Source organism: Streptomyces sp. NPDC002785, from assembly GCF_040295565.1.
Classification (GTDB): Bacteria; Actinomycetota; Actinomycetes; order Streptomycetales; family Streptomycetaceae; genus Streptomyces.
On sequence record NZ_JBEOVN010000021.1, the window covers coordinates 26413 to 48153 of the forward strand.

A 21741-nucleotide genomic window follows, 5' to 3' on the forward strand; every position below is an offset into this window, starting at 1 on the left:
CATCTAGTCCCGGCGCCGCGCCCATACATCGGTGCGCGGCGCCGGGCCCTCCGACACAGGACGGACCTGCTGGATTTTGGCGACCAGCTCCACCTCGTACCCCGCTGCGTCCTCCAGATAGGCCACGATGTGCCCGTCCCCGCCCGCATGCGGGTAGCGGTCCGGGAAGAGCGGCCGCCAGCCGTGCTCCGGGGCCCTGGCCACCAGTGCGTCGAGAGTGGCCCGGTCCCTGACGTGGAACGCCAGGTGATTGAGCCCGGGGCGGCGGCGGTCGTGCGTCCCCCCGGTCAGGTCGGGTGACTGCTCGACCACCACATAGCTGTCGCCGCGCCGCCAGCTCCGCCCGTGTTCCCAGCGCTGGTAGGGGACATGGCCCAGCTCGCCGAGCAGCCAGCCCCACCCCTGCTCGGCCGCCGGCAGATCGGGCACCCACAGTTCGATGTGGTGCACCTCGCCGGTGCGGGCCCCGCCGGCCGGCAGCGGGACGGCGCGGCGGATGGCGTGCGGCTGGTACGCCACGGTGTCGCCGTCCTCGTGCCAGTGGATCAGGAAGCGCTCCCCCGCGCGGTAGCCATCGAGTCCCGCCCTGCAGTAGGCGACGATGTCGTCCGGAAGGGCGTCCAACGGGAACCACGCCAGCTCGGAGCACTTGTCCGGTTCGCGGTTGTACGGCGGGCGGGCGGGGTCGTACTCCGCCTCGAAGAACCAGCCGGTCCTGGGACTGCCGCCGGGGCCCCGGTGCTGCATGACCAGGGCGACCCGCAGCTCGTCCGGGCCGAGTTCGACACCGATCTCCTCGGCGGCCTCACGGATCATCGCCTCGCGGACGTCCTCACCGTCCTCTACATGTCCGGACGGGCCGTTGAACAGCCCGTCCGCGTAACCGGTATTGGCCCGGCGGGCGAGCAGGACGTCAGGGCCGCGGCGGAGGATCAGATGCACATCGACGACCTCGGTGTGCCGGTGCGGCGGTTCGGCGCGGGCCACCAGGGCGTAGCGCTCGTCGTCGACGTGCTTGCCCCACAGGGTCGGATCGTCGGAGAGCCGCTCGTGGTGGATGCGTTCGGTGAGCTCCGAGAGAAGTCCGGTCAGCCGCTCGGCGGAGAGGCCGACGCCGCCCCAGACGCCTTCGATCAGGATCAGCCGGCCGCCGGGCCGCAGCAGGGTGAACCAGTGGCGCAGAACTGCCGCCGGATCGGGCAGCAGAAACACGACATGTCTGGCCATGATCACATCGAACTGCTGCTTGCCTACCGGTGGTTGGGCCGCATCCCCGAGGAACACCCCGGTGCCCGTCCCGGCTAGCTTGGCCTGCGCCTGCTCCACCATGCGCGGCGACCGGTCGACGGCGGTGACCCGGTGCCCCTGCCCGGCGACGAGCAGCGCAAGGCTTCCGGTGCCGCATCCCAGGTCGAGTACCTCGGAGCGCTCGCCGGGCAGCCAGCTCTCCAGCCGCTGCGCCCAGGCGTGCCGGACCGCCGGGTCGAGCAGCCCGTGGTCGGGCTCCTCGTCGAAGGAGTCGGCTGCGGAATCCCAGTCGATCGTCGTCATGAGCCGATCGTGCCATCCGCCGCTGACAGAGTCGATCAGCCGGCCAGCCGCTTGCGGTAGTGGAAGCGGTCGTACACGCCGTCCACACGGCGCTCCACCAGCTCGTACCCGTAGCGCGGGTAGAGCTTCCGGTTCTCCCACATCAGGGCGTTGGTGTAGAGCCGGATCTCGGGGAGGCCGAGGCTGCGGGCGTGCGCGTCCACGTGGGCGAGCAGCCGTCGGCCGATTCCCCGTCCGGCCGCGTCCGGGTGGACGGCGACGGACTCCAGGAAGAGGTGGTCGTCGTGCGGTACGAGGACCAGGGCACCGATGACGTCCGGGACCCCTGTCACGTGCACCCGGCTCGCGGCGACGTCCGCCGCGTGGTCCGCACACATGGGTGCGGGGACGACGCCGATGCGCGCGATGTAGTGCCGGTAGGCGGCGTCGGTGACGGCCCGCACGGCGGGGACGTCGGCCCGGGTGGCGAGGCGGATCTTCTTGGAAGCTTCGGCGGTCATGGACGCACCGTACGGCCGGTTGCAGTACCCGTCACCTGGCCATCGGCGGTGCGGCCGCGCTGTTCGCCCCGGTCCGTCGCCGGGCCGCCACCGCGACCCGACGCGGACACCGAGAGGTAGTTCAGGCCCGCCCTAGCCGATGACCGAGGCACAGGTGGTCGGGGTGGCGCGCGCCGGGTCCAGGGCGTTCGCCACCTCGTGGTAGGCGATCCGGTCCACGGTCCCGATCGCCACATGCTCGGACAGGTCGACCGGGCACAGGTCCTGGAGGAGGACATTGCGTACGTTCGGCCCGTCCAGGTACTGGCTGGGGTACGGGGTCACGACCTCGTCGTACCTGGTCGCGATGACCGTGTAGCGCACTCCGGGCACGGTGTCACCGCCCGCATTGAGCCTGGTGATGAACGGGGATCCGGCCATCTGGTCGGCGAGACCGGGGGTGTTGGCGTTCAGCAGATCCTCGGCGCCCGGGAAGTACGGCAGCAGCTTCGTCAGGCCGAGGAGGGTGGTGCCGTGGTTGTCGGGCGCGAGCCCGATCAGGGCGTTCACCTTGGCGGCGCCGCCGAGGAACTTCAGGTAGTGGTTGGGCATCATGCCGCCCTGGGAGTGGCCGACGATGTCGGCCTTGGGCGCACCGGTGGCGGCGAGCACCTGGTCCACGAAGGTGGCGAGCTGGCCGGCCGATTTGTCGATCGGGCCGAGGCCGTTGAAGAACGGCACGCCCGGCAGTTGCCCGTAGTCGAGCGAGTAGACGCAGTAGCCCCGGTTGACCAGGTACGGGGCGAGGACGAGCCAGTTGTCGACCGAGTTCCCGAAAGTTCCGTGGACCAGGACGACGGGGCGGGGGTGGGCTGCGGAGGGCTTGCAGGAGTAGTCGTTCCAGCCACGGGAAGTGGCCGTGGTTGCGGTGGGAGTGGCTGCGGTCGCGGTCGCCGTGGGGACGGCGAGCGCTGCGAAGGCGAGGAGCAGTGCGGCGAGGGTTCTCCGCGCACGTGGGGCACGCGGCGCACGTGTCCAGGGCAGCATCGTGTGATCTCCTTGCGGCTCAAGGGAGTTGCGATGTCAATGCACCCTGCGGCCCGGACCACAAGTCTTCCCTGCTGACTTTCTGTGTACGCATGCCAAATTACGCGTGAGTAAGGTGGCGGGGGAAGTTATGCGTCGTTAAAAATTGACGCTACATCACCAATCCTGCCAAAGGCTTTCATGACGGAGCGTCAGATCGCGAGCCGCCCCGGCATCACGGCCCGCGGACCGAACCTGGCCCGCAGCCGGTCCGCCACCGCCTCGATCCGCAGCGCCCGCTCGTCCACCGGGTCGAACGACATTTGGTGCGCGGCCGCGCGCCGCGCACATCGGCGAGCGCCGCGTCGGGCGGGACCGCCTCGACCACCGGGGTGAACGCGCCGAGTAGGGCGAGCAGCCCGGCGTAACCGGCGCTGTCCGGGAGGCCGCCGCCGACCTTGCGGAACCGCAGATACAGGATTCGCGCCCTGCCTGGTAGGCGCCCTGATGGCCGCTGACCGAGCGGTGCCGGTCCTTCCACGCGGTGATCACCGGCTCGATCAACGACCACTGTTCGTCCGATAAGTCGCTCGGGTACGGCTTGCGTTCCTCACCCCGCCACCCCAACAGACCACGGACGGCGGACCAGCAGATTCCGTCCTCGCTCACACCATCAGGCGACCACAGAACAACTTAAAGAGTCACGAACCGCCCTCTCGGCAGGCGAACCGCCCACCTCGAAACCTCTCAAAGACCCGGACTGCTCATCACGTGCGCTCGGTACGGAGAGTCCTGGGATACTGGAGCACTGAGTCGGTGTGGTTGTTGTCCGTTAAGATCTCGATCTTCATGTACTGCATCCCAGAAAATACCCAGTACTGATTGGGCTCGCCTGGCAGGGGAATCGCTGCGTCGATCCCGGTGGAGAACCCTTCGAGCGAGCCAATGCTGCCCTTCCATCCGGCGGAAATGGACCCGTGCATCTGAGGTGTGCCTCCTACCTCCCCGCTGCCCTTCAGCTTGGTCAGGACGTACTTGTTGCCCGAGAATACCCAGACCTGGTTCGTATTACCTGGTACTGGAATCACCGAATCGATGCTGGTGAACCTATAGAAGGCATCGCCCCAGTCGCTGATGGCGTTGGGACCAGAAACCAGATTGTCCTTGTATCCCCCCTCGGCGGATACCTTAATACAAATGTACTGATCCTTGGAGAACACCCAGTAGTGATTGGACTTTCCCGGAACGCGCAGTACGGCGTCGATTCCCTCCCGGAACCCCTCTACCGTCCCAATGGTGTCGCCCCATGAGCCCAGCTTGGTGGTGCCCTTCAGAACCCAATCCACGGGATATTGTGCGGTGGAGGAAATGCTGACCCGGAGGTAGTCGGTGCCGGCGAACAGCCAGTAGTCGCGTGGTACATACGACTGCGGGCCGTCCGGCACCGGCACCTGCATGACCGCGTCGATCTTCTCTTTGCCGCTCGGCACTTCGAAGCGGGGCTTGCTGGGGTCGGCGGACGCGGAATTGCTGGGGTCGGCGGACGTGGACTTGTTGGAGTCGGCCCTACTCTGGACGCCCTTGGGCCACAGGACCCAGGAAAGCGTCCCGCCTCCGGCTGCGACCCCGGCGAAGGAGAGCGCGGCCAGCACACGGCGTCGACTCATTCTCAAAGCAGCCGGTTGAGCCTGAGAGCGTGCTGCTCGCAACGGGGGCTCCAGGGCGCGGTGTGGAAGCGCAGGACCCTCCCCGCCCGCGGCCGCACGTTTCTTGTTCTCGTCCGCGAGCTGCTGGTTGGTTGTGGTTGTGTCTTCTGCCTGCTCAGGCGCCTCGACTGCGGTCACCATGTCTTTCTGCGGTTGCGCGGGGAGGGGCTGGGCTGGGCGGCGCGCGAAGGCCACGTCGCCTTCCCCGGTGAACCTCAGCTGTGGGGCAATAACGGCGCCCGCGGTCACCCAGTCGTGCACCTGCTGGTAGACCTCGACGACGGTCAGGTGCTCGGCGGCCTTGCCAGGCTGTGCCGTGCGCAGGGCGCGCACGAGCTGGCCGGTAAACGGGCTGGGTTGGCCGGGGCTGTCCGCCGCCCGGGTGAGTTGGGTGGATCTGCTGCTGGAGAGGACATAGCGGCCCCGGCCCGAGAGGGGAGCCTCGGCGGCGGCGCCCTTGAACGCGCCGCTGTAGCAGCAGTCGAGAATGATGACCGTGCTGGACGCCGCCGAGCTGTCGACGATGTTGTTGATCTCGATGGCGCTCAGCGCCGTGGACCGCAGGGCGCTAGAACGGGTGTTCTTGGCGCACAAATAGAGAGTGCCGCGCTCGTCGAGCAGGCCGTGGCCGCTGTAGTACAGCAGCACTACGTCCCCGCGCTTGGCCTTGGTGAAAAGTTCATCTACCTCTTCCCGAACGTCCTGGATCCCGTGGTCGGGAAGAGTTTCGAGATCGGTGGAGTCGAACAGTCCTACCTGCGAATCTGTAAGCACCTGCCTAAGCTGCGCGATGTCATCCCGGGGGCCGTTGAGGGCGGGTAGGCCGTTCGGATCGCAGGGGAAGACGGCATTGCCGATCAGTAGGCCCCGATAACGTCGGCCTTCCGCCATCAGCTGTCCCCTGACCGGCTCTCAAGAGCCTTGGTGAGTGCCTGGAGGTCGATGTTGTCGCCGGTGACGTGGAGCTGCTGCTCGGCTCCTGTGCTGTCGGTCCAGGTCACGGTCAACGTCCGGGTCTTGTCCCGGGCCAGCCAGGCCTTGAAACACGCCACGGCTGCGGTCAGCGCCCCGGACGACCCCAACGCGAGCAATGTTGCCTCGACGGCGCCCTTATGGCCCGCCTCCGGCGCACCGCGCCGAATAACTGCCTCTACCTCTTCGCGCAGCGCCGCGTGCAAGGTCGCAACCTGGTCATGCCACGACTGATCCTCCGGATCGAACCGGGTGCTACCCGGCTGCAACGCCACTTCAAGCCCTGTGGTCATGACCTCCCCCTCACCTACGTTCAGTAGACACTGTATTGCTCGAGGTAGCCATCCCCACGCCAAATCGAAAGAAGAACGTCGCTACTCTGGCGGCGAGTTCACGATTCCAGCCTACGGGCCGAGCCGTACCGCCCGGGTACTACCAGGGCGCGAGCATTCTCAGCTGTTGGGCGTGATGAGATCGAACGTGTGGTTGGGGTGTGACCTGTAGTGACAAGCTGTTGTCTTTCCGATCGTGCGGTCGTTCTTGATCGAACAGGGTGCTGGATCGGGTGAGTTCGCCGCTGTGCGTGCATGAAGAAAGGGCCTCCTGGTAGCTCGCGGTTGTCGAAGCCAGAGCGACAGGGAGGCCCTTGTTGTTGCAGTCTTGCGTGGTCCCGCTCGTTCAGTCCAGCCCGTCCACCCCATGGTGTGACTGTCTCGCCCACAGGTTCGGGAACGCGTCCGATCAGCCGGACCGGGAGCCCTGTTAGATCACCCGATGGTTCAGCACCTCTTCAGCTTCCGCGAGCGCAGCCTGAACCCGCTCGAGCTCGGTCCGCAGCTCCTCGACCCGCACCGGAGCCGCCTTCTCACGGCTCTCGAGCACTGCCCGCAACGACGGCATCCGCCACCTCCACATCACAGGACGACCACGACGGCCTCACCCGCTCCTTGCCCAACCCGGCTGGCGGCCAGGCAAGTTTATCTCCGGCTCGGCCGCCCGCCGGAGGTGAGAAGACGACCGCTGTGAACTTCGCCGCGGTCATCTGCGCTGGACGGGGCCGGCGGCGCTCAGCGGTCAACGGCACCGGCCGTACCGGTCATACCGCGATGTGCCGACCGCCTGGACGAGTAAGCGCCTGGCGAGCAGGAGCACTCCGTGCGGCCTCGTACATCCGCGAGAGGCGATGCACAGCGCCGATTCACGGCATGCGCCATCCATCATGCCGAGGCCCGGTTGCGACAACAACCGCATCCCAAAGGCCAGTTCACTCCTTTCCCCAAGGCGCTTCAGCGCCTCAGTTGCTGCCCCAAGGCAGCCGTGGCGCTGTCACGATCGGACGAGGGTCGCCGGCCCCACCGAGCCAGGCCATCTTGCGGCAATACGATCGAGGACCGGTTCGAGTCGACGGGCGCTTTCCGTCTGCCGATCGAAGGTGAGCTGCTGACCGGAGAGCCGAACGGTCGTCAGCTCCTCGGCTCTCAGGGAAAGTGCTGTTACCCGTGCCCGCTGAAGCCCCAAGGCGTCGTGCAGTGCTTGTGCCGTGCCCGCCAGTACTGGAGTGTGAGCCGTGGGTTCTGGAAGCACTCGAGTCCGGGTGGTCGTAGACCGATCCGCGTAATGAACTGTGAGTGTAAGCGCGCGGGCCACCTGGCCGTCCGTTCTCAATTGCCTACCGATGTCAACAGCAAGTCCAAGTAGTGCGCCGCGACGTACGGATCCATCGACCTCATGCCTGTCGAATCGCGATTCAGCGCTGGTCGACTTGGGCGGAGCGTGCGGTACCACGCGTGTCCGGTCGATGCCACGGGCCCGTTCGTGCACAAGACGCCCCATCTTCGCACCCAGGATCCTCTGCAGGGTGGCCTCAGAAGTTCCTGCCACCTTGCCGATACTGTCCAACCCGTACTCACAGAGCACACGAGCCGTCTTCGGCCCCACTCCATACAGGACCGCTACTGGCTTTGGATTCAGGAAGCCGGATATTCCCTGTGCGGTATCCGTGATACAGCGAACGGCACCAGGCGGTCCTTGCTGCCCGGCCATCCTGGCGAGCATGGGATTGGGAGCCACACCGACAGCACAGTCAAGGCCGTACAACGCCAGCATGCGCACACGCACGAGTCGCGCAATCTCAACAGCGTCGCAATCGAAATAGCGAACGCTCCCTCTCACGTCCGCCAATGCGGCGTTGGGGGGAATGGACTCGACAACCGGAGTGATGTCGCCCAGGACCTGAAGGAGGGTCTCCCACGTTTCCCAAGGCGATCCTGGCGTCTGGATATAGATAATGGCCATCTCGATCACCCTGCGCTTCCAGGACTGGAGTGCCAGAACTTGCCGCCTCCCATGGAGTCACCGCCGGCGGGCCTGAGATCCGCCCATGGGTCCATTTCGACGCCGTTGGCCACTTGAATCGTTCGGCCAGGCTTTCTCGCCTCAGGGGCAGGGCGCTCCTGACGCTCCGCCAAACGGTCCGCCACAGCATCGAGACCTCCGGAACGGCGCAACTCCGCCAGTTCCATCAGATTCCACGCGGCAGATCCGACAACACTGAGCGAACGCGGCCCACGGCGTTGGACTTTCCCACGGACCAGCAACAGCCAACTGTGAAAGACCGTGTGAGCGCAGTCGGCCTGACTGTCGCTGAAGAAAGCCAGGTCTATCAGGCCAGTTGAGTCGTCGAGGGTGACGAAGATGATCCGCTGCGGCTCCCGCGCGGTCGCTTCCCCGTACGGACTTGACTTGGTGCGGTGAAGGACCGGCGGTGTCTGGGTGGCCGCCTTGGCGCCCGCGACCAGCACGGTATCCCCGTGCCGTGCCTCGCGCAGCCGCTTGGCGGAGACCGCGCCGAGCTCCTTCAGGAACGCATGGTGATCGCCCATCAGATGGCGGGAGACATCCATGCTCAGGACGCCGAGCTCGGCACTGAGGCGTTCGGCCTCGTTGAGGTCGGGCAGGCCGATGGTGCCGGTCCTGCGCCCCTCGCCGAGCGGGAGCTGCACGCCACCGGAGCCGGACCGCGCCCCGGTACCCCGCTGGGCACGGTGCAGTTCGGACAGATGCAGCAGCAGATCACGCCGGTTGGCACCGAACGCGTCCAACGCTCCGACCTGGGCCAGCCGTTCAGCGGTCGGCTTCCCCGGCCTGCCCCGCTGCCAGAAGTCCAGCAGCGAGGCGTAGGGCTGCCCGGCCTCGATCCGGGCGACCTCGGCCTCACTGATGCCATGGACGTCCGAGAGCGCGAGCCGCACCCCCCAGACCTCCCTCCCCCTCTCATCATCAGACACCAGTTCGATTTTATGGGCGGCTGCCGACCGGTTCACATCCAGCCCCAGCACCGGCACCCCGCGCCGCCGCGCATCCGCGAGCAGCAGCCGCTTCGGGTACATCCCCGGGTCATGGGTGAGCAGTCCGGCATAGAAGGCCGCCGGATGGTGCGCCTTGAGCCACGCCGACTGGTACGTCGGCACGGCGAAGGCGACCGCGTGCGCCTTGCAGAAGCCGTACGAGCCGAACGCCTCGATGATCTCCCAGGCGCGGGCGATCACTTCGGCGCTGTACTTCTTCGCTGCCGCCTGCTGCACGAACCAGACCCTGATCCGGCCCTGTGACTCGGGGTCGGAGAGCGCGCGCCGCACCCGGTCGGCCTCGTCCCGGCCGCAGCCGGTCATGATGTCGACCATCTCGATGATCTGCTCATGGAAGACGACCACTCCGTACGTCTCGCGCAGCGGCCCTTCCAGGTCGGGATGTGGATAGCGCACGGGCGCACGGCCGTGCCTGGCCTCGATGAACGGCCGCACCATGTCGGCGGCGACCGGCCCCGGCCGGAACAGCGAGATGTCGACCACCAGATCGTGGAAGGTGGCGGGCTGGAGCCTGCCGACCAGGTCGCGCTGACCCGGCGACTCGATCTGGAAGCAGCCCAGTGTCTCGGCACTCCTGATCAGCCGGTACGTCTCCGGGTCGCCCTGCGGAACGGCGTCCAGGTCCACCTCCTGCCCCGAGGCCCTCTTGATCTCCGTGACCGCGTGCGCCATCGCCGACTGCATCCGTACGCCCAGCACATCGAGCTTGAGCAGCCCGAGGTCCTCCACGTCCTCCTTGTCGAACTGCGCCATCGGGAAGCCCTCGCCACTGGTGGGCATGACGGGCGTACGGCGCAGCAGCGTGGCGTCCGAGAGGAGGACCCCGCACGGGTGCATGGCGATACCGCGCGGCAGGCCGTCCAGCGCCTCCACCAGTTCCCAGAGCCGCCCGTACTTCTCCTTCTCCGCCGCGACAGCCCGCAGTTCGGGCAGCTCTTCCATGGCCGCGCGGGCATCGCGGGCCCGGATGTGCGGGAAGGCCTTGGCGAGCCGGTCGGTCTCGGCCGGGTTCATGGACAGTGCCGCGCCGACGTCCCGGATGGCGTGGCGCACCCGGTAGGTCTCGGGCATGGCGACGGTCGCGACCCGCTCGGTGCCGAAGCGGCCGATGATCGCGCGGTAGACGTCGAGGCGGCGGGCCGATTCGACGTCGATGTCGATGTCGGGCAGTACGAAGCGGCGCTTGGAGAGGAAGCGTTCCATCAGCAGTCCGTGCTCGACCGGGTCGGCGTGCGCGATCCCGAGGAGATGGTTGACCAGGGAGCCCGCGCCGGAGCCCCGGGCAGCAACCCGTACCTTCATCGCCCTTACATCATCAACGACTTGAGCAACCGTCAGAAAATAGGAGGCGAAACCGTGGTAGGCGATGATGTCCAGCTCCTGGTGCATCCGCTCCCAGTAGTCGCGCCTGCGGTCGTAGCCGCGCAGCACCATTCCGGCGGCGGCGCGGGAGGCCAGTACCCGCTGGGCGGTGCGCCGCCCGGCGCCGACGAGATGTGGTTCGGGGAAGTGGACGGTGCCGAGGCCGAGGTCGCCCTCGGGGTCGACGACGCAGGCGCCGGCGGTGCGCCGGGTCTCCGCGAGCAGCCGCGCTCCGCCGTCCCGGCCGAGCCCGGCGGCGGAAGCGATCCACTCGGCGGTCTCCGCCATCGCGCGGGCATCCTTCAGCCAGCGCTCGCCGCTGTCGAGCGGGGCGCGACGGGGGTCGACGGGGACCAGCCTGCGGGCCGCGTCGAGCACATCGGCGACCGGGCCCTGCCCGGGGTCGGCATACCGGACGGCATTGGTCAGCACGGCCCGTACCCCCTGCTCGGCGGCGAAGCCGACGGTACGGGCGGCGAGCCGCAGCGATCCGGGTCCGGTGCCTTCGCGTCCGTGATGGACGGCTTCGAGGCGCAGGTCGTCGCCGTAGATCTGCCGCCAGGGCGCGAGCAGCACGGCGGCCCGGTCCGGGCGGCCGGCGGCCAGCGCCCTGCCGACGTCGGAGGCGGGGCCGAGCAGCACGGTGAGCCCCTCGGCGGGCAGCTCGGACCGGCCGACCAGGGGATGCCCGGCACCGGCGGGCGCGGGGGCATGGGCGGCGGTGACGAGACGGCACAGCTCCGCCCAGCCCTGCGCACCGTCCCGGGCGAGGAAGGTGACCCGGGGTGCGGATTCATCGACGAAGGCACCGCCACGGACCGGGGTGCGCAGCCGATGCGTACCCCCGTCCTTTCTCGTATGCTCCGCCGCCGCAGGGCCCACCGCGAGCTCCGCCCCGAAGAGCGGCCGCACCCCGGCCCTCTCGCAGGCCTTGGCGAAGCGGACCGCACCCGCGAGCGTGTCGCGATCAGTCAGCGCGAGAGCGCCCATCCCCCGCTCCGCGGCGCGCTCCGCCAGCCGCTCCGGGTGCGAGGCCCCGTACCGCAGGGAGAACCCGGAAACGGTATGCAGATGCGTGAACCCTGGCATCTGCACCTCCTGGACCGATCCGCACTCACCACCCCTCCCTCTCCACCATAGACCAATTTTCGAACATTCATACGATACCCGGAGTGCGGGGCACACCTCCGGCCCCGGGCCAGCGATCCGGTCAGCGCACCGAGGGCCGCGGTCCTCCCGCCTCGCGGCCGGACAGCGGCCCGTCAGCCCATTTCCTATGGCTATCGGCCGGGGCGTTCCGCGCTGGATGCAGTCGAGGTGTCCCGTGGGACCTGATCGTCAAAGCGGTAGGGGCGAACACCGACCTCCCATGGGTGGTGCTGTACGTGCGGCGGTGGCTCAATGCCCCGTTGCAACTGCCCATGGAACCCTGCAGCAGCGCGACCGCGGAACTCCTCGAGGTTGGGGCGTTCGGCGTCCAACAAGGCGTTTCTCGCCTTCAACTGGTTGGCTAGTCTGCTGATATGGGGATCGTCGAGCGGCTGGTGCCGGATGAGATGGACTGGCTTATCGGCCTGAAGCGTTCTGGGGTGCTGGAAGTGCACACCGGCCCTGAGGAAGTGCTGGGATGCCGAACCACCCCTTGGGAAGAGGTAGCCGAGGGGCTTCTCGCCGCCGATGCGGGTCGGTGATTCGGTTCATGTGGTCGGCGCGGGACGGTCTCTTCGCAGGACACGCATTGGTTCTTTCTGTCCTTGCGGCGGTCTCCGTGCTGGTCGTGCTCCATCTCCTGGCCGTGCGCCGAACCGCTGGGCCCTCCCTCGTGGGAGCGGTCATCGCCACGCTGACCGCCGCCGGAGTCGCCGCTGCCCGCGGTGAGCCGCTGCACTATGTGACAGGGGTCGTGCTGATGGCCGGCGGCGGGGTGGCGATCGCCTGGGCGACGGGCCGGTCACGCCGACACAGGCTGGCCCATCGTTCCGCGCGGGCCGACTACGAGGCCGGCACCGTGGCAGTCCCCCTGTTCGCGGCGCTCGCCGAACGGGACCGGCTGGCGGCAGAGCTGCACGATGTGGCCGCGCACCGGCTGACCGGGGTTGTGGTGTCCGCGGGCGCTGCGCTCCGGCTCGCCGACCAGGAACAGACCGGTGCTGCTCTGCAGCACGCCGGCGAGGCGGGCCGGCAGGCCGTTTGCGAGCTGGAGCGTCTCACCGGGCTGGGCGAGTACGCGGCCCTCGCCACCTTCGCCGATATCGACGCGCTGGCTGCCGCGCACGCAGTGACCTACCGGCGCACGGTGGACATGGCGCCGGCGAGCAGTACGGAGGCGGCATACCGGGTTGTCCGAGAGGCTTTGACCAACGCAGCCCGGTACGCAGGGGGCGCGGTGGTGCGTGTCCAGGTCGAGGGGGCCTTTGACCGGGATGAGCCCCCGGGAGTCAGCAGGGCGGCCTTTGGCGATCCCCTGCTCATCGTCACCATCACGGACGACGGCGGTACGGCTGTCGAGCCGGGCCTCGGGACCGGTCACGGCCTCGCGGGGCTGGTGGCCACGGTCACCGCGGCGGGCGGGACGCTCTCTGCTGGACCGGTGGGGCAGGACAGCCAAGGGGGTGCCGGCTGGACCGTTCGGGCTCAACTGCCCGCGGCGGCAGCACCTCACATCCGCCGGTGGCCCCTCTGGCGCGGGATGATTGCGCTCGACTATGCGCTGGTGGTCCTGGCGATCGCGCTCTCGCTCGGTGCGAGCCTGCTGTCAGCCGATGTACCGGATTCCTTCGGCGGCGTACTGCCTGCGGTGCCGACGGTCGTGCTGTCGGGCCTGCACGCCGTGCCGCTGGGCTGGCGCTCGCGTGCACCCGGACGCGCGCTCGCGGCGGTGCTGCTGGCCCTGGTGCTGTGGTGGGCCTGCGATCGGGCCGGCTGGACACAGCCGCCGGTGAGCGACATCTTCCTGGTGTACGGGTGGGTCGAGCTGACGCTCGCATACAGCGCCGGGGTGTATCTGCCGTTGCGGCGGGGCCTGTTCGCGCCGCTCGCCGTCGCCGCCGTGGGTGGCCTCGCACTGGCGAGCGGCAGGGGTATCACCGGCAGCCGTGTGGCGGCCTGGGTCGTGCTGACGTGCATGCTGGCCCTCCCAGCCTTCGCCGTCTGGTCGTGGGGGCGCCGGACCGCCCGGCGTCGTGACCGGCTGCGGGCTGCCGACGCCCGGCGGCGGGTACTGCTCGATGGGGACGCCGACGCCGCGGTGCACGAGCAGCGTCTGCGGTTCGCCACCGGGCTGCGGGGCACGGCGCTCCGGCACGCGCAGGCGGTGGTCGCTGCAGCCGAGGCGGGGAACCTGCGGACCGTACGGGAGGAAGCCCGTGCTGGTCTCATCGCTCTGCGGGGGCTGCTGTCCGGGTTACGCGGACGGGACAGCAACGACGGGAGGGACGGGGAAGACGCCCCGCCCCCTACTACTTCCGGGATCGCCGCACTGGCCAGGCGGTACGGCGGCGCCGTCCAATACATCGGCCCACGCCGTCCGCTGCCCGCTGTCGTGGAGGTCTTCGCATACCGGATCGCCTCCACGCTCATGGCCGTGGGCGTGACTCTCACCGTGCGCAGAGTCCACGACGGGGTAGAGGTCTCCGGTCCAGCACCCGCCGTTCCGGGGGTGGAGCGGCAGCTACGCGCAATTGCGGACGCCGCCGGCGGTACCCTCTCGACGACCGACCGCGGTGCGGTACGAGTGTGGCTGCCGGAGGTCTTCCCATGGTGATCAGAGTGACCGTCGCGGACGACCAGGCCGTCGTACGGGCCGGGATCGCGGCGATTCTCGACGCAGAACCCGACCTATGCGTTGTCGGGCAGGCGGCAGACGGCGACACGGCGGTCGAACTCGCTCTGTCGTCGCGGCCAGACGTCGCGCTGATGGACATCCGGATGCCGGGAATCGGGGGCCTCGCGGCGACCGCAAGGATCACCGAACGGAGCCCTGCAACCCGTGTACTGGTGCTCACCACCTTCGATCTCGACGAGTATCTGTTCGCCGCGCTGCGCGCCGGAGCCGCCGGTTTCCTGCTCAAGGACGCCGAACCGGAGCGGGTAATCGACGCGGTGCGGGTGATCTACGGGGGAGCCGCGCTGCTGGATCCGGCGGTGACCCGCAGACTGATCGACCGGTTCACCGACACGCCCGGCCCACTCGACACGGCACGGCTCGATCGGCTCACTCCGCGCGAGACCGAGGTCCTCCGGCAGGTCGCGCGTGGGCTGTCCAATTCGGAAATCGCGGCAGTGCTGGGTGTGAGCCCGCCCACCGTGAAGGACCACGTCTCCGTCCTCCTCGGCAAGCTCGGCGTACGCGACCGGGTGCAGGCGACGATCGCCGCATACGAGACGGGTCTGATCCGCCCCGGCAGCCGCTGACACCCCCGCCGCGGGGCGGGGGTGTCACCCCGCCGTAGGGCGGTCGGCGCATGCTGCCGGACCGTCCCGGAGCTGGACGGATTACTCGCGCCGTCTCCCTAGGCTCGAACGCATGTCACACACACTTCCCCGCCGTATCACTGGCGGTGCCCTTCTGCTCCTGGCGGTACCACTGACCCCTGTCGTCGCAACGGCCGGTTTCCTCGCCACAGCGTTCGTCACCACGAGCGTGCCAGCCCTGGCCCTCGCCGCTCTCGCCTCCGGCGCTCTGGCCGGCGGGCTGCTGGGCCGCGCGGCGTTCGCCCTGCTCGGCCTCGAACGCCGCCCGGGCCGGCGGGCGACCGCGTTCCTCGCGATCGGCCTGACCGTGGCCGTCACTGTCCTCGCCAGTGTCACCATTTTCCGTCCGATGCCCACCACCACGGCAGCCCCCGCCCCACCTGGCGTCAAATTCTGGAATCTGCCGACTGGATCGCGCATCGCCTATGTCCACGCCTCCGCCGCCGGTAAGGCCAGGCCGACACCGGTGATCTTCCTGCACGGCGGGCCGGGCACGCCCGGCGATGGCATCCCCACCGGCGGCCGTGAACTCGCGGCGGACGGCTTCGACGTCTACTCCTACGACCAGCTCGGCGCCGGCCGGTCCACCAGACTGCGGGACATTACCGGGTACACCGTCGCCCGCCAGGTCGCCGATCTCGAAGCGATCCGGCGCACGCTCGGCGCTGACCGGATCATCCTCGTCGGCCAGTCATGGGGAGGGTCACTTGCCGCCCAGTACCTGGCGGCCCACAGCAAGCACGTGGCCAAAGCAGTGTTCACCTCGCCAGGCGCGCTGTGGGGCCGCGAATACCCCGGCTCCGCAGCCGGGGAACCCTGGAACCGGCTCGCCCCCGCCCAAAAGGCACGGCTCGACCGGCTGAACAGCACACCCCGGCTGCTCGCGGCGAGCCTGCTGCTTCAAGTCAACCCCGGCACCGCGCACGCGCTGGTCGGCGACCGCGAGGTCGACCACTGGCTGCACGAAGTCGCCCTGCAGGGAAAGGACAGCACCTCGTGCACGGGCGCGCCGCCCGCCAAGCCGCACAACAATCCCCAGGGCTTCTACAGCAACCAGATGACCCGCAAGGACTTTGAGCAGCTCCCCGACCCTCGGCCGAGTCTGCGCACCGCGCACGTCCCCTCTCTGATCATGCGAGGGGAATGCGACTTCATCAAACCCGTCGTGACCGCTGAGTACCAGCGCACCCTCCCGGACTCCAAGTTCGTGACCGTCAAGGGAGCCGGTCACTCCGTCTCACGCGGGCAGCCACGCCTCTACACCGCGTTGCTGCGAGCCTTCCTCCTGGATAAACCGCTGCCGGTGGGCACCGACTGAAGCCGCCGCTTGTAAATCTTGGAGATCACCGCCGAGCCGGGCGACCTGCTGCTGCTGCCCAAGCGGGGCGAGCGCGTCTACCAGGAGCTGTGGCTGCCCATGCAGCAGAGCCTCCGCCCCAAGAACCTCGAACTGCTCGTCTGGCTGGACCTGATCGTGCGCGGCCATCACAAGACGAAGCAGAGCGAGATCTACCGGGAGCAGCGGTTCGGTGCCGGTCACGCCCGGCCGATACCCAAGGCGGTTTTCGTGTCCTGGCCTGCCCAGCCCTGCGGGGTGCGCCACAGGACGTGGACGCCGAAGACGTCGTGGACGGTGGCGGCCGACCAGTCCTCGGCCGGGGGCCCGGCCAGGACGAGGCAGAGGCGGTCGGCGGGCGTGGGCAGGGTGTGGTTGATCTCCAGAAGGCGGACCGCTCCCGCACGCAGGTCGGCGTAGGTGGCGAGGCCGGCACCCAGTACTTCGTACAGCAGGTGACCGTCCTCGGTCACGCAGTCCACGTCGGCGAACGAGGAGTCGGACTTCGGCTGCCGGTCCGCTCGCAGGAGGGCCGCCATCAGTTCGAAGCGAACCGCCTCATGGGTCTTGCAGGTGCGGTCCGCTGCGGCCGAGGCCTCCAGGACGTGGAGGAGGCCCGCGCTCGGATCTGCCTTCTCCGGTGCGGATGGGGCGGCTGCGGTGGTGGTCATGGGTTCGGCTTCCTTCGGCTCGGACTGCCCGGACGTCTCGCGTGCCCCGAGCTGTGCGGACGGGGCGGGTGTTGCGGACGGCGCGGGTGTTGGTGTTGCGGACGGCGCGGGTGTTGCGGACCCGTGCGCGGAAACTGCGCTGCCCTGCTCGTTCTCCGTCACCGGGTCAGCTGCGGCGCCGATGCGCCGCTCGATGGTCCGCCGCGCCTGGGCCAGGTCTTCGGCCCAGCCGCTGCGCTCCAGCTCGGCCCGGAACCGGTCCAGATCCGGCGTCCCGGAGGCCATCGCCCGGTTGGCGTTGACCGCCAGATCCCGCAGCAGGTTCAGCCGGGCCCTGTCCGGGGATCCGAGTACGCGCCAGACATCCAGCCAGTCGTGCTGGTCCAGGCGCAGGCAGCGGTTGGCCATGCCCTTCAGCTCCGAGAGCCGGGCGCGGAAGTCGTCCGGGGCGTTCCCGCCGGCCAGTTCCTCGACAACGCCGAGCGCTTCCGCGTACCGCGGAGCCATGGTGGGCGAGATGGGCCGGCGGCCTCGTTCGTCGACCGTGACGAAGCTGACGCTGGACGCGTGGCGCAGCACCCAGGCGTCCAGTTCCGCCCCTCGGGCCGGGGGCGTGGAGCCGTGGCGCACGGCCATGAGCAGCGGACGGTGGGTGGTGGGCGAGACGGCCTCGACCTTGTAGTTGCCGCCGGTGGTGTGGCCGATCACCCGGACCCGGATGTCGGTGCCGATCTCCGGGATGTCTCCCGCCGCCTCCGGTACGGAGTCGGTGTCCATGCCGATGCCGGGAAACGACTGCTCCGGGCTGTCGGCCGTGTCCGTCAGGGCCTTTGGGAGTGGGGCGGTGTGCAGGACGGTCAGGCTCTGGGTGCTGCGGGTCAGCGCGATGTAGAGCTGGCGCAGGCCGGACGGGCCGCGGTCGGCGATGGTGGCGGGCTCGACGACGAGGACATGGTCGTACTCCATGCCCTTGGCCTGGGCAGCGGCCAGAACGGTCACGGCCCGGCGCCCCTCTTCCGTCAGGCCGTGGGCCGCGTCCAGGTGGCGGCCGATCTCGTCGAGCCAGCCGGAGTCGTCGGGGACGATGACGGCCACGGAACGCAGCGTGCGCCCGTCGCTGCTGCCGACGAGGCGGACGGCCTGGTCGACGGTGTCGCCGAGCAGCTTCCACGGCTCGGTCGCGATCGTCCGTACGGCGTCGGCACCTGCCTCGCGCACGGCCCGCGGATAGGGCAGCGAGGGTGCGACCGTACGGGCCAGAGGGGCGACGAACTCCATGATCTCGGCGGGTACGCGGTAGCTCGTGGTCAGCTCTGCGACGCGCCAGTCGCCGTGGTCCGACAGGAGTACGCCCAGGCGGTCCCACCCGGCGTACGGATACGGGCCGGTGGCCTGTGCGAGGTCACCGAGAACGGTCATCGAGCCGCCCCGCGCGACGCGGCGGCGCAGGGCGCGGGCCTGCATCGGGGTCAGGTCCTGGGCCTCGTCGGCGACGATGTGCCCATAGCGCCGCGGGTTCTCGCCCGTGACGAGGTACCGGAGTTCCTCCAGGCAGACCCGGTCGTCCAGGGTCCAGGGGTCGTCCTCGGCCTTGTCGGCGCGCGGGCGGTGCAGAGCGGCCTGCTCCTCCTCGTCGAGGATGCCGTCGGCGCAGGCGCGCAGGAGGTCCGGCGAGTCGTAGAGGCTGCGCAGGGCTTCCCTGGCGCCGGGCGAGGGCCAGACACGTTCGAGAAGGCGCTCCACCCGTCGGTTGCGTTCCAGGCTGCGGCGGATCGTGCCGTCCGCACCTCGACGCGGGGCGAGAGCGGTGAGTTCCCGAAGGAGCCGGTCGACAAGCAGGCTGCGGAAGCGGTCGCGGCGCTCGCGGTAGGCGCCGTCGCCGTCACGCGCCTCGTCGAAAAGGGCGCGGATCTCCGAGCGCGGAACGCGCAGGGTCGTGCTGCCCGCGGTGACGGTGAACGCGGGTTCGTCACCCTCGAAGGAGGGCGGGGCGAGCTGGCTGTCGAGGACCTCGGGGCGGCACTCGTGCTCGACGCGGCGCCGCAGGACGGCCGCCATGCGCTCGTCGGACTTCACCAGCCGTGCCCGCGGAGTGTCGGTGCCGAGGATCTCGCCGTCCCACAGGCGGGAGAGCTGGACGGCGTTGACGTCGCGGGTGCCGAGCGTGGGCAGGACCTGGCCGACGTAGTCGAGGAACCGCTGATGCGGTCCGATGACGAGGATGTCCTGGGCCTTGAAGTGGTTGTTGTTGACGAGCCAGGTCACACGGTGCAGACCGACGGCGGACTTACCCGTGCCCGGACCGCCCTGCACGACGAGGATGTCGGACGGGGAACCCGTGACCAGGTCCATCTGGTCACGGCGGATGGTCTCGACGATGTCCCGCATGCGGCCGCTGCGCGAGCGCTGCAGTTCCCGGAGCAGGAAGTCGTCCGGCTGGAGGGGCTTGCGGCGCTGCAACCGGGCGATGTCGGCGGGCGTGCGCGCGGATGTCCGCTCCTCACGCTCGGCGGTGCCCGGCCGCTCTGCCTCCGGGGCCCCGGGCAAGGACCCGGCGTCATCGGCGGGAGCGGGCCCGTCCGTGGCCGGCCTCGGTGTCGGCACACCGTCGAGTGCGGGAACGGCGGTGTCAGGAACGGGAGTCGGCACCGGGGCGGCCGTCTCCAGGGCGGAGGCCGCCTGGGCGATGTCGTCGACGTAGTCCTCGACGGTGCGCTGCACACAACGCAGTTGCCGCCGCAGAGCGACATCGCCCGGTGCGTGCGGTTCCGCCTCGAACCACTTCTTCGCCAGCGGACTGCTCCACAGCACCACGACGGTGTCACGGGTCTCGACATCGGAGACAGCACGTCGGCCGACGTACCAGGGCCGGGGCTCACCGCCCGGCTCCTCCGGCGCGTCGACGCGGGCGACGACCAGCGACTCACCGCCGAGTCCGTCGTACGCCGCGGCCCGTTCCTCGGCATCGAGCCGGTTGGCGATACCGTCCTTGCCGCTGGCGGAGGCCGTCGCGGCCGACGTCCCGGTCATCTCGGCGAGCCGCGCGGTGTAGCAGTCGTACGCGCGGTCCACGGCGTCCTGCTCACCGGCGATGACCTGGTCGCGTGTGACGGTGTTCATCTGCTGTCCCTCCCTGGCTGCGCCCGGCGGAGCGCCGCTGCGGACGTACGCCCGCACCCCGTCGACATAACTATCAGATTTCGTTCAATGACCTTCAGTCAGGACGACCTGCCGTACCGGACGTTCCCTCATCCACTACGCCAGCACCGGGCCACGCCCCAGCACCTCAGCCATCGACTCAGTTCACAACTCATCTGTCTGATTTCGGCCATGGGCAGAGCTGACCGCTCGGCTTTCCCCGGCAACATGACCCCTGGTTCACCGTCACTCGCCAGGCACGCCAGGTCTACCGAGGGCGGCCCGCGCCGCCCTCGAACGCCCTTGTCCGTCGCCGACTCGCCCCACGAGCCTGAGATACGCGCGAGAACGCGCCCGTCAGAGGCACGGTCGGCCTTTGGCCGGATCGGGGCTTCGCTGCGGCGCTTGCCGCCCTTGCCTCCGCCCGCCTCGGCTTCGCGGCCGAAGGTGCGCGACGTGCGCACGGAGATCGTCACCGCCGCGGCCGGCTCGTAGCCGACGGTCTCACCACTACCTGAGGGGTGAGGACCGCCCCTGTCCGGTAGTCGTCGCTGTCGCCAACCTCCACCCGGCCTCCGCCCCGGCGACTTTAAGTCCAACGCACAGTGCCCATGAGCGGTTTGATGGGCCATCATCGAATCGGGCGGCAAAAGTCGGGTACGCGGTGCCCGCACCATACGGAGGAGGCGCGGAGTGCGTAATCGGGTGCGCGCAACGGACGGGCGGCATCTGGTGGTGGAGCGTCTGGGGGATCCCTGCGGCAGACCGGTCTTTCTGCTGCACGGAATGCCCGGCAGCAGGCTCGGTCCGGCTCCGCGCGGCATGGTGCTGTACCAGCGCAAGACACAGCTGATCGCCTATGACCGGCCGGGCTACGGCGACTCCGACCGGCTGCCGGGCCGCTGTGTCGCCGACGTCGTTCAGGACGTACGGGCCATCGCGGACCACCTGGGGCTTGAGCGGTTCGCCGTGGTGGGCCGATCCGGTGGCGCTCCGCACGCCCTGGCCTGCGCCGCGCTGATGCCCGAGCGGGTCACCCGTACCGCCGCACTGGTCGGGCTGGCTCCCTGGGGCGCCGACGGCCTCGACTGGTTCGACGGGATGACCGCCTCCAATGTACTGGCGTACTCCACCGCGGCGGCCGATCCGGACGGGCTCGCGGAGTCGTTCATCTCGCGGTCGGCGGTGATCAGGAAGAATCCGGTCAGGCTCATCGACGATCTGCGCCGGGAGCTGACCGACTCCGACCGGATGGTGGTCAATGACGCAGGGGTCCGCACCATGCTGCTGCGCAACTACCGTGAGGGGCTGCGCACTTCGGCATGGGGCTGGATCGACGACGCGATCGCGTTCAGCCGTCCATGGGGGTTCGACCCTGCGGACATCACGGGTCCGGTGATGCTGTGGCACGGCGAGAAGGATGTGTTCTCGCCGGTGGGCCACTCCCGTTGGCTGGCCGAGCGCATCCCGAACTCCACCGTCGTGGTGGAACCTGCGGCCGCGCACTTCGACGCGCTGCACGTGTTGCCCACGATCCTCAACTGGCTGCTGGAGCCGGCTGCCTGCTGAGATCCTGTCGGGTGACCTCTGACCAGGCGGGACAGGAGGAGGCAGGGAGAGGCAGGGAGGAACCGGGAGCGTCCGGTGGCGGCCGGACGC

14 protein-coding genes and 2 pseudogenes are annotated in these 21741 nt (G+C 69.2%); 6 read left to right on the forward strand and 10 right to left on the reverse strand.

Features of this window, described 5'->3' with window-relative positions:
- Nucleotides 1-3 precede the first annotated feature (3 nt).
- The 9 genes and pseudogenes from ABTZ94_RS08615 to ABTZ94_RS08655 form a co-directional block, all read right to left on the reverse strand.
- Complete coding sequence (locus tag ABTZ94_RS08615) at nucleotides 4-1551, reverse strand: trifunctional class I SAM-dependent methyltransferase/NUDIX hydrolase/VOC family protein (protein ID WP_351198873.1); 1548 nt, start codon at nucleotides 1549-1551, stop codon at nucleotides 4-6.
- A gap of 35 nt (nucleotides 1552-1586) precedes the next feature.
- Complete coding sequence (locus ABTZ94_RS08620) at nucleotides 1587-2051, reverse strand: GNAT family N-acetyltransferase (RefSeq protein ID WP_351198875.1); 465 nt, start codon at nucleotides 2049-2051, stop codon at nucleotides 1587-1589.
- Nucleotides 2052-2183: 132 nt separating this feature from the next.
- Nucleotides 2184-3077 carry an esterase/lipase family protein gene (locus ABTZ94_RS08625; RefSeq protein ID WP_351198877.1) on the reverse strand — a complete coding sequence of 298 codons (894 nt, stop codon included), beginning with the start codon at nucleotides 3075-3077 and terminating at the stop codon, nucleotides 2184-2186.
- Between the two features lie 478 nt (nucleotides 3078-3555).
- Nucleotides 3556-3683: pseudogene (locus ABTZ94_RS08630) on the reverse strand (transposase); the annotation flags it as partial.
- A gap of 140 nt (nucleotides 3684-3823) precedes the next feature.
- Nucleotides 3824-5653 carry a caspase, EACC1-associated type gene (locus ABTZ94_RS08635; RefSeq protein ID WP_351198879.1) on the reverse strand — a complete coding sequence of 610 codons (1830 nt, stop codon included), beginning with the start codon at nucleotides 5651-5653 and terminating at the stop codon, nucleotides 3824-3826.
- The gene (locus ABTZ94_RS08640) at nucleotides 5653-6027 is read right to left on the reverse strand and encodes an effector-associated constant component EACC1 (RefSeq protein WP_351198881.1); all 375 of its coding nucleotides are present in this window, start codon (nucleotides 6025-6027) and stop codon (nucleotides 5653-5655) included. The genes ABTZ94_RS08635 and ABTZ94_RS08640 overlap by 1 nt, the downstream gene beginning before the upstream one ends.
- Before the next feature lie 469 nt (nucleotides 6028-6496).
- Nucleotides 6497-6634, reverse strand: a complete 138-nt coding sequence (locus ABTZ94_RS08645; RefSeq protein WP_351198883.1) for a hypothetical protein — start codon at nucleotides 6632-6634, stop codon at nucleotides 6497-6499.
- Nucleotides 6635-7060: 426 nt separating this feature from the next.
- The gene (locus ABTZ94_RS08650; RefSeq protein ID WP_351198917.1) at nucleotides 7061-8029 is read right to left on the reverse strand and encodes a DNA polymerase Y family protein; all 969 of its coding nucleotides are present in this window, start codon (nucleotides 8027-8029) and stop codon (nucleotides 7061-7063) included.
- Nucleotides 8030-8034: 5 nt separating this feature from the next.
- Complete coding sequence (locus ABTZ94_RS08655) at nucleotides 8035-11553, reverse strand: DNA polymerase III subunit alpha (protein ID WP_351198885.1); 3519 nt, start codon at nucleotides 11551-11553, stop codon at nucleotides 8035-8037.
- A 434-nt stretch (nucleotides 11554-11987) separates the two neighbouring features.
- On the opposite strand from ABTZ94_RS08655, the gene ABTZ94_RS08660 reads away from it, so the two are divergent.
- The 5 genes and pseudogenes from ABTZ94_RS08660 to ABTZ94_RS37780 form a co-directional block, all read left to right on the forward strand.
- Entirely contained in the window at nucleotides 11988-12155 is a 168-nt protein-coding gene (locus ABTZ94_RS08660; RefSeq protein ID WP_351198887.1) for a hypothetical protein, read from the forward strand.
- 47 nt (nucleotides 12156-12202) lie between these two features.
- On the forward strand, nucleotides 12203-14227 hold the full coding sequence (locus tag ABTZ94_RS08665) for a sensor histidine kinase (RefSeq protein ID WP_351198889.1): 2025 nt from the start codon (nucleotides 12203-12205) through the stop codon (nucleotides 14225-14227).
- Complete coding sequence (locus ABTZ94_RS08670; protein WP_351198891.1) at nucleotides 14221-14877, forward strand: response regulator; 657 nt, start codon at nucleotides 14221-14223, stop codon at nucleotides 14875-14877. The genes ABTZ94_RS08665 and ABTZ94_RS08670 overlap by 7 nt, the downstream gene beginning before the upstream one ends.
- 112 nt (nucleotides 14878-14989) lie before the next feature.
- Complete coding sequence (locus ABTZ94_RS08675; RefSeq protein WP_351198893.1) at nucleotides 14990-16255, forward strand: alpha/beta hydrolase; 1266 nt, start codon at nucleotides 14990-14992, stop codon at nucleotides 16253-16255.
- Between the two features lie 15 nt (nucleotides 16256-16270).
- A pseudogene (locus ABTZ94_RS37780) lies at nucleotides 16271-16462 on the forward strand (hypothetical protein); the annotation flags it as partial.
- Nucleotides 16463-16473: 11 nt separating this feature from the next.
- On the opposite strand, the gene ABTZ94_RS08680 reads toward ABTZ94_RS37780, so the two are convergent.
- A complete protein-coding gene (locus tag ABTZ94_RS08680) occupies nucleotides 16474-20064 on the reverse strand; it encodes a HelD family protein (RefSeq protein ID WP_351198895.1) in 3591 nt (1196 codons plus the stop codon).
- 711 nt (nucleotides 20065-20775) lie between these two features.
- Between ABTZ94_RS08680 and ABTZ94_RS08685 the strand changes: the two genes are divergently transcribed.
- Nucleotides 20776-21651 (forward strand): alpha/beta fold hydrolase, encoded by an 876-nt coding sequence (locus ABTZ94_RS08685; protein ID WP_351198897.1) that lies wholly within the window; start codon nucleotides 20776-20778, stop codon nucleotides 21649-21651.
- The last annotated feature ends 90 nt before the right edge of the window (nucleotides 21652-21741 follow it).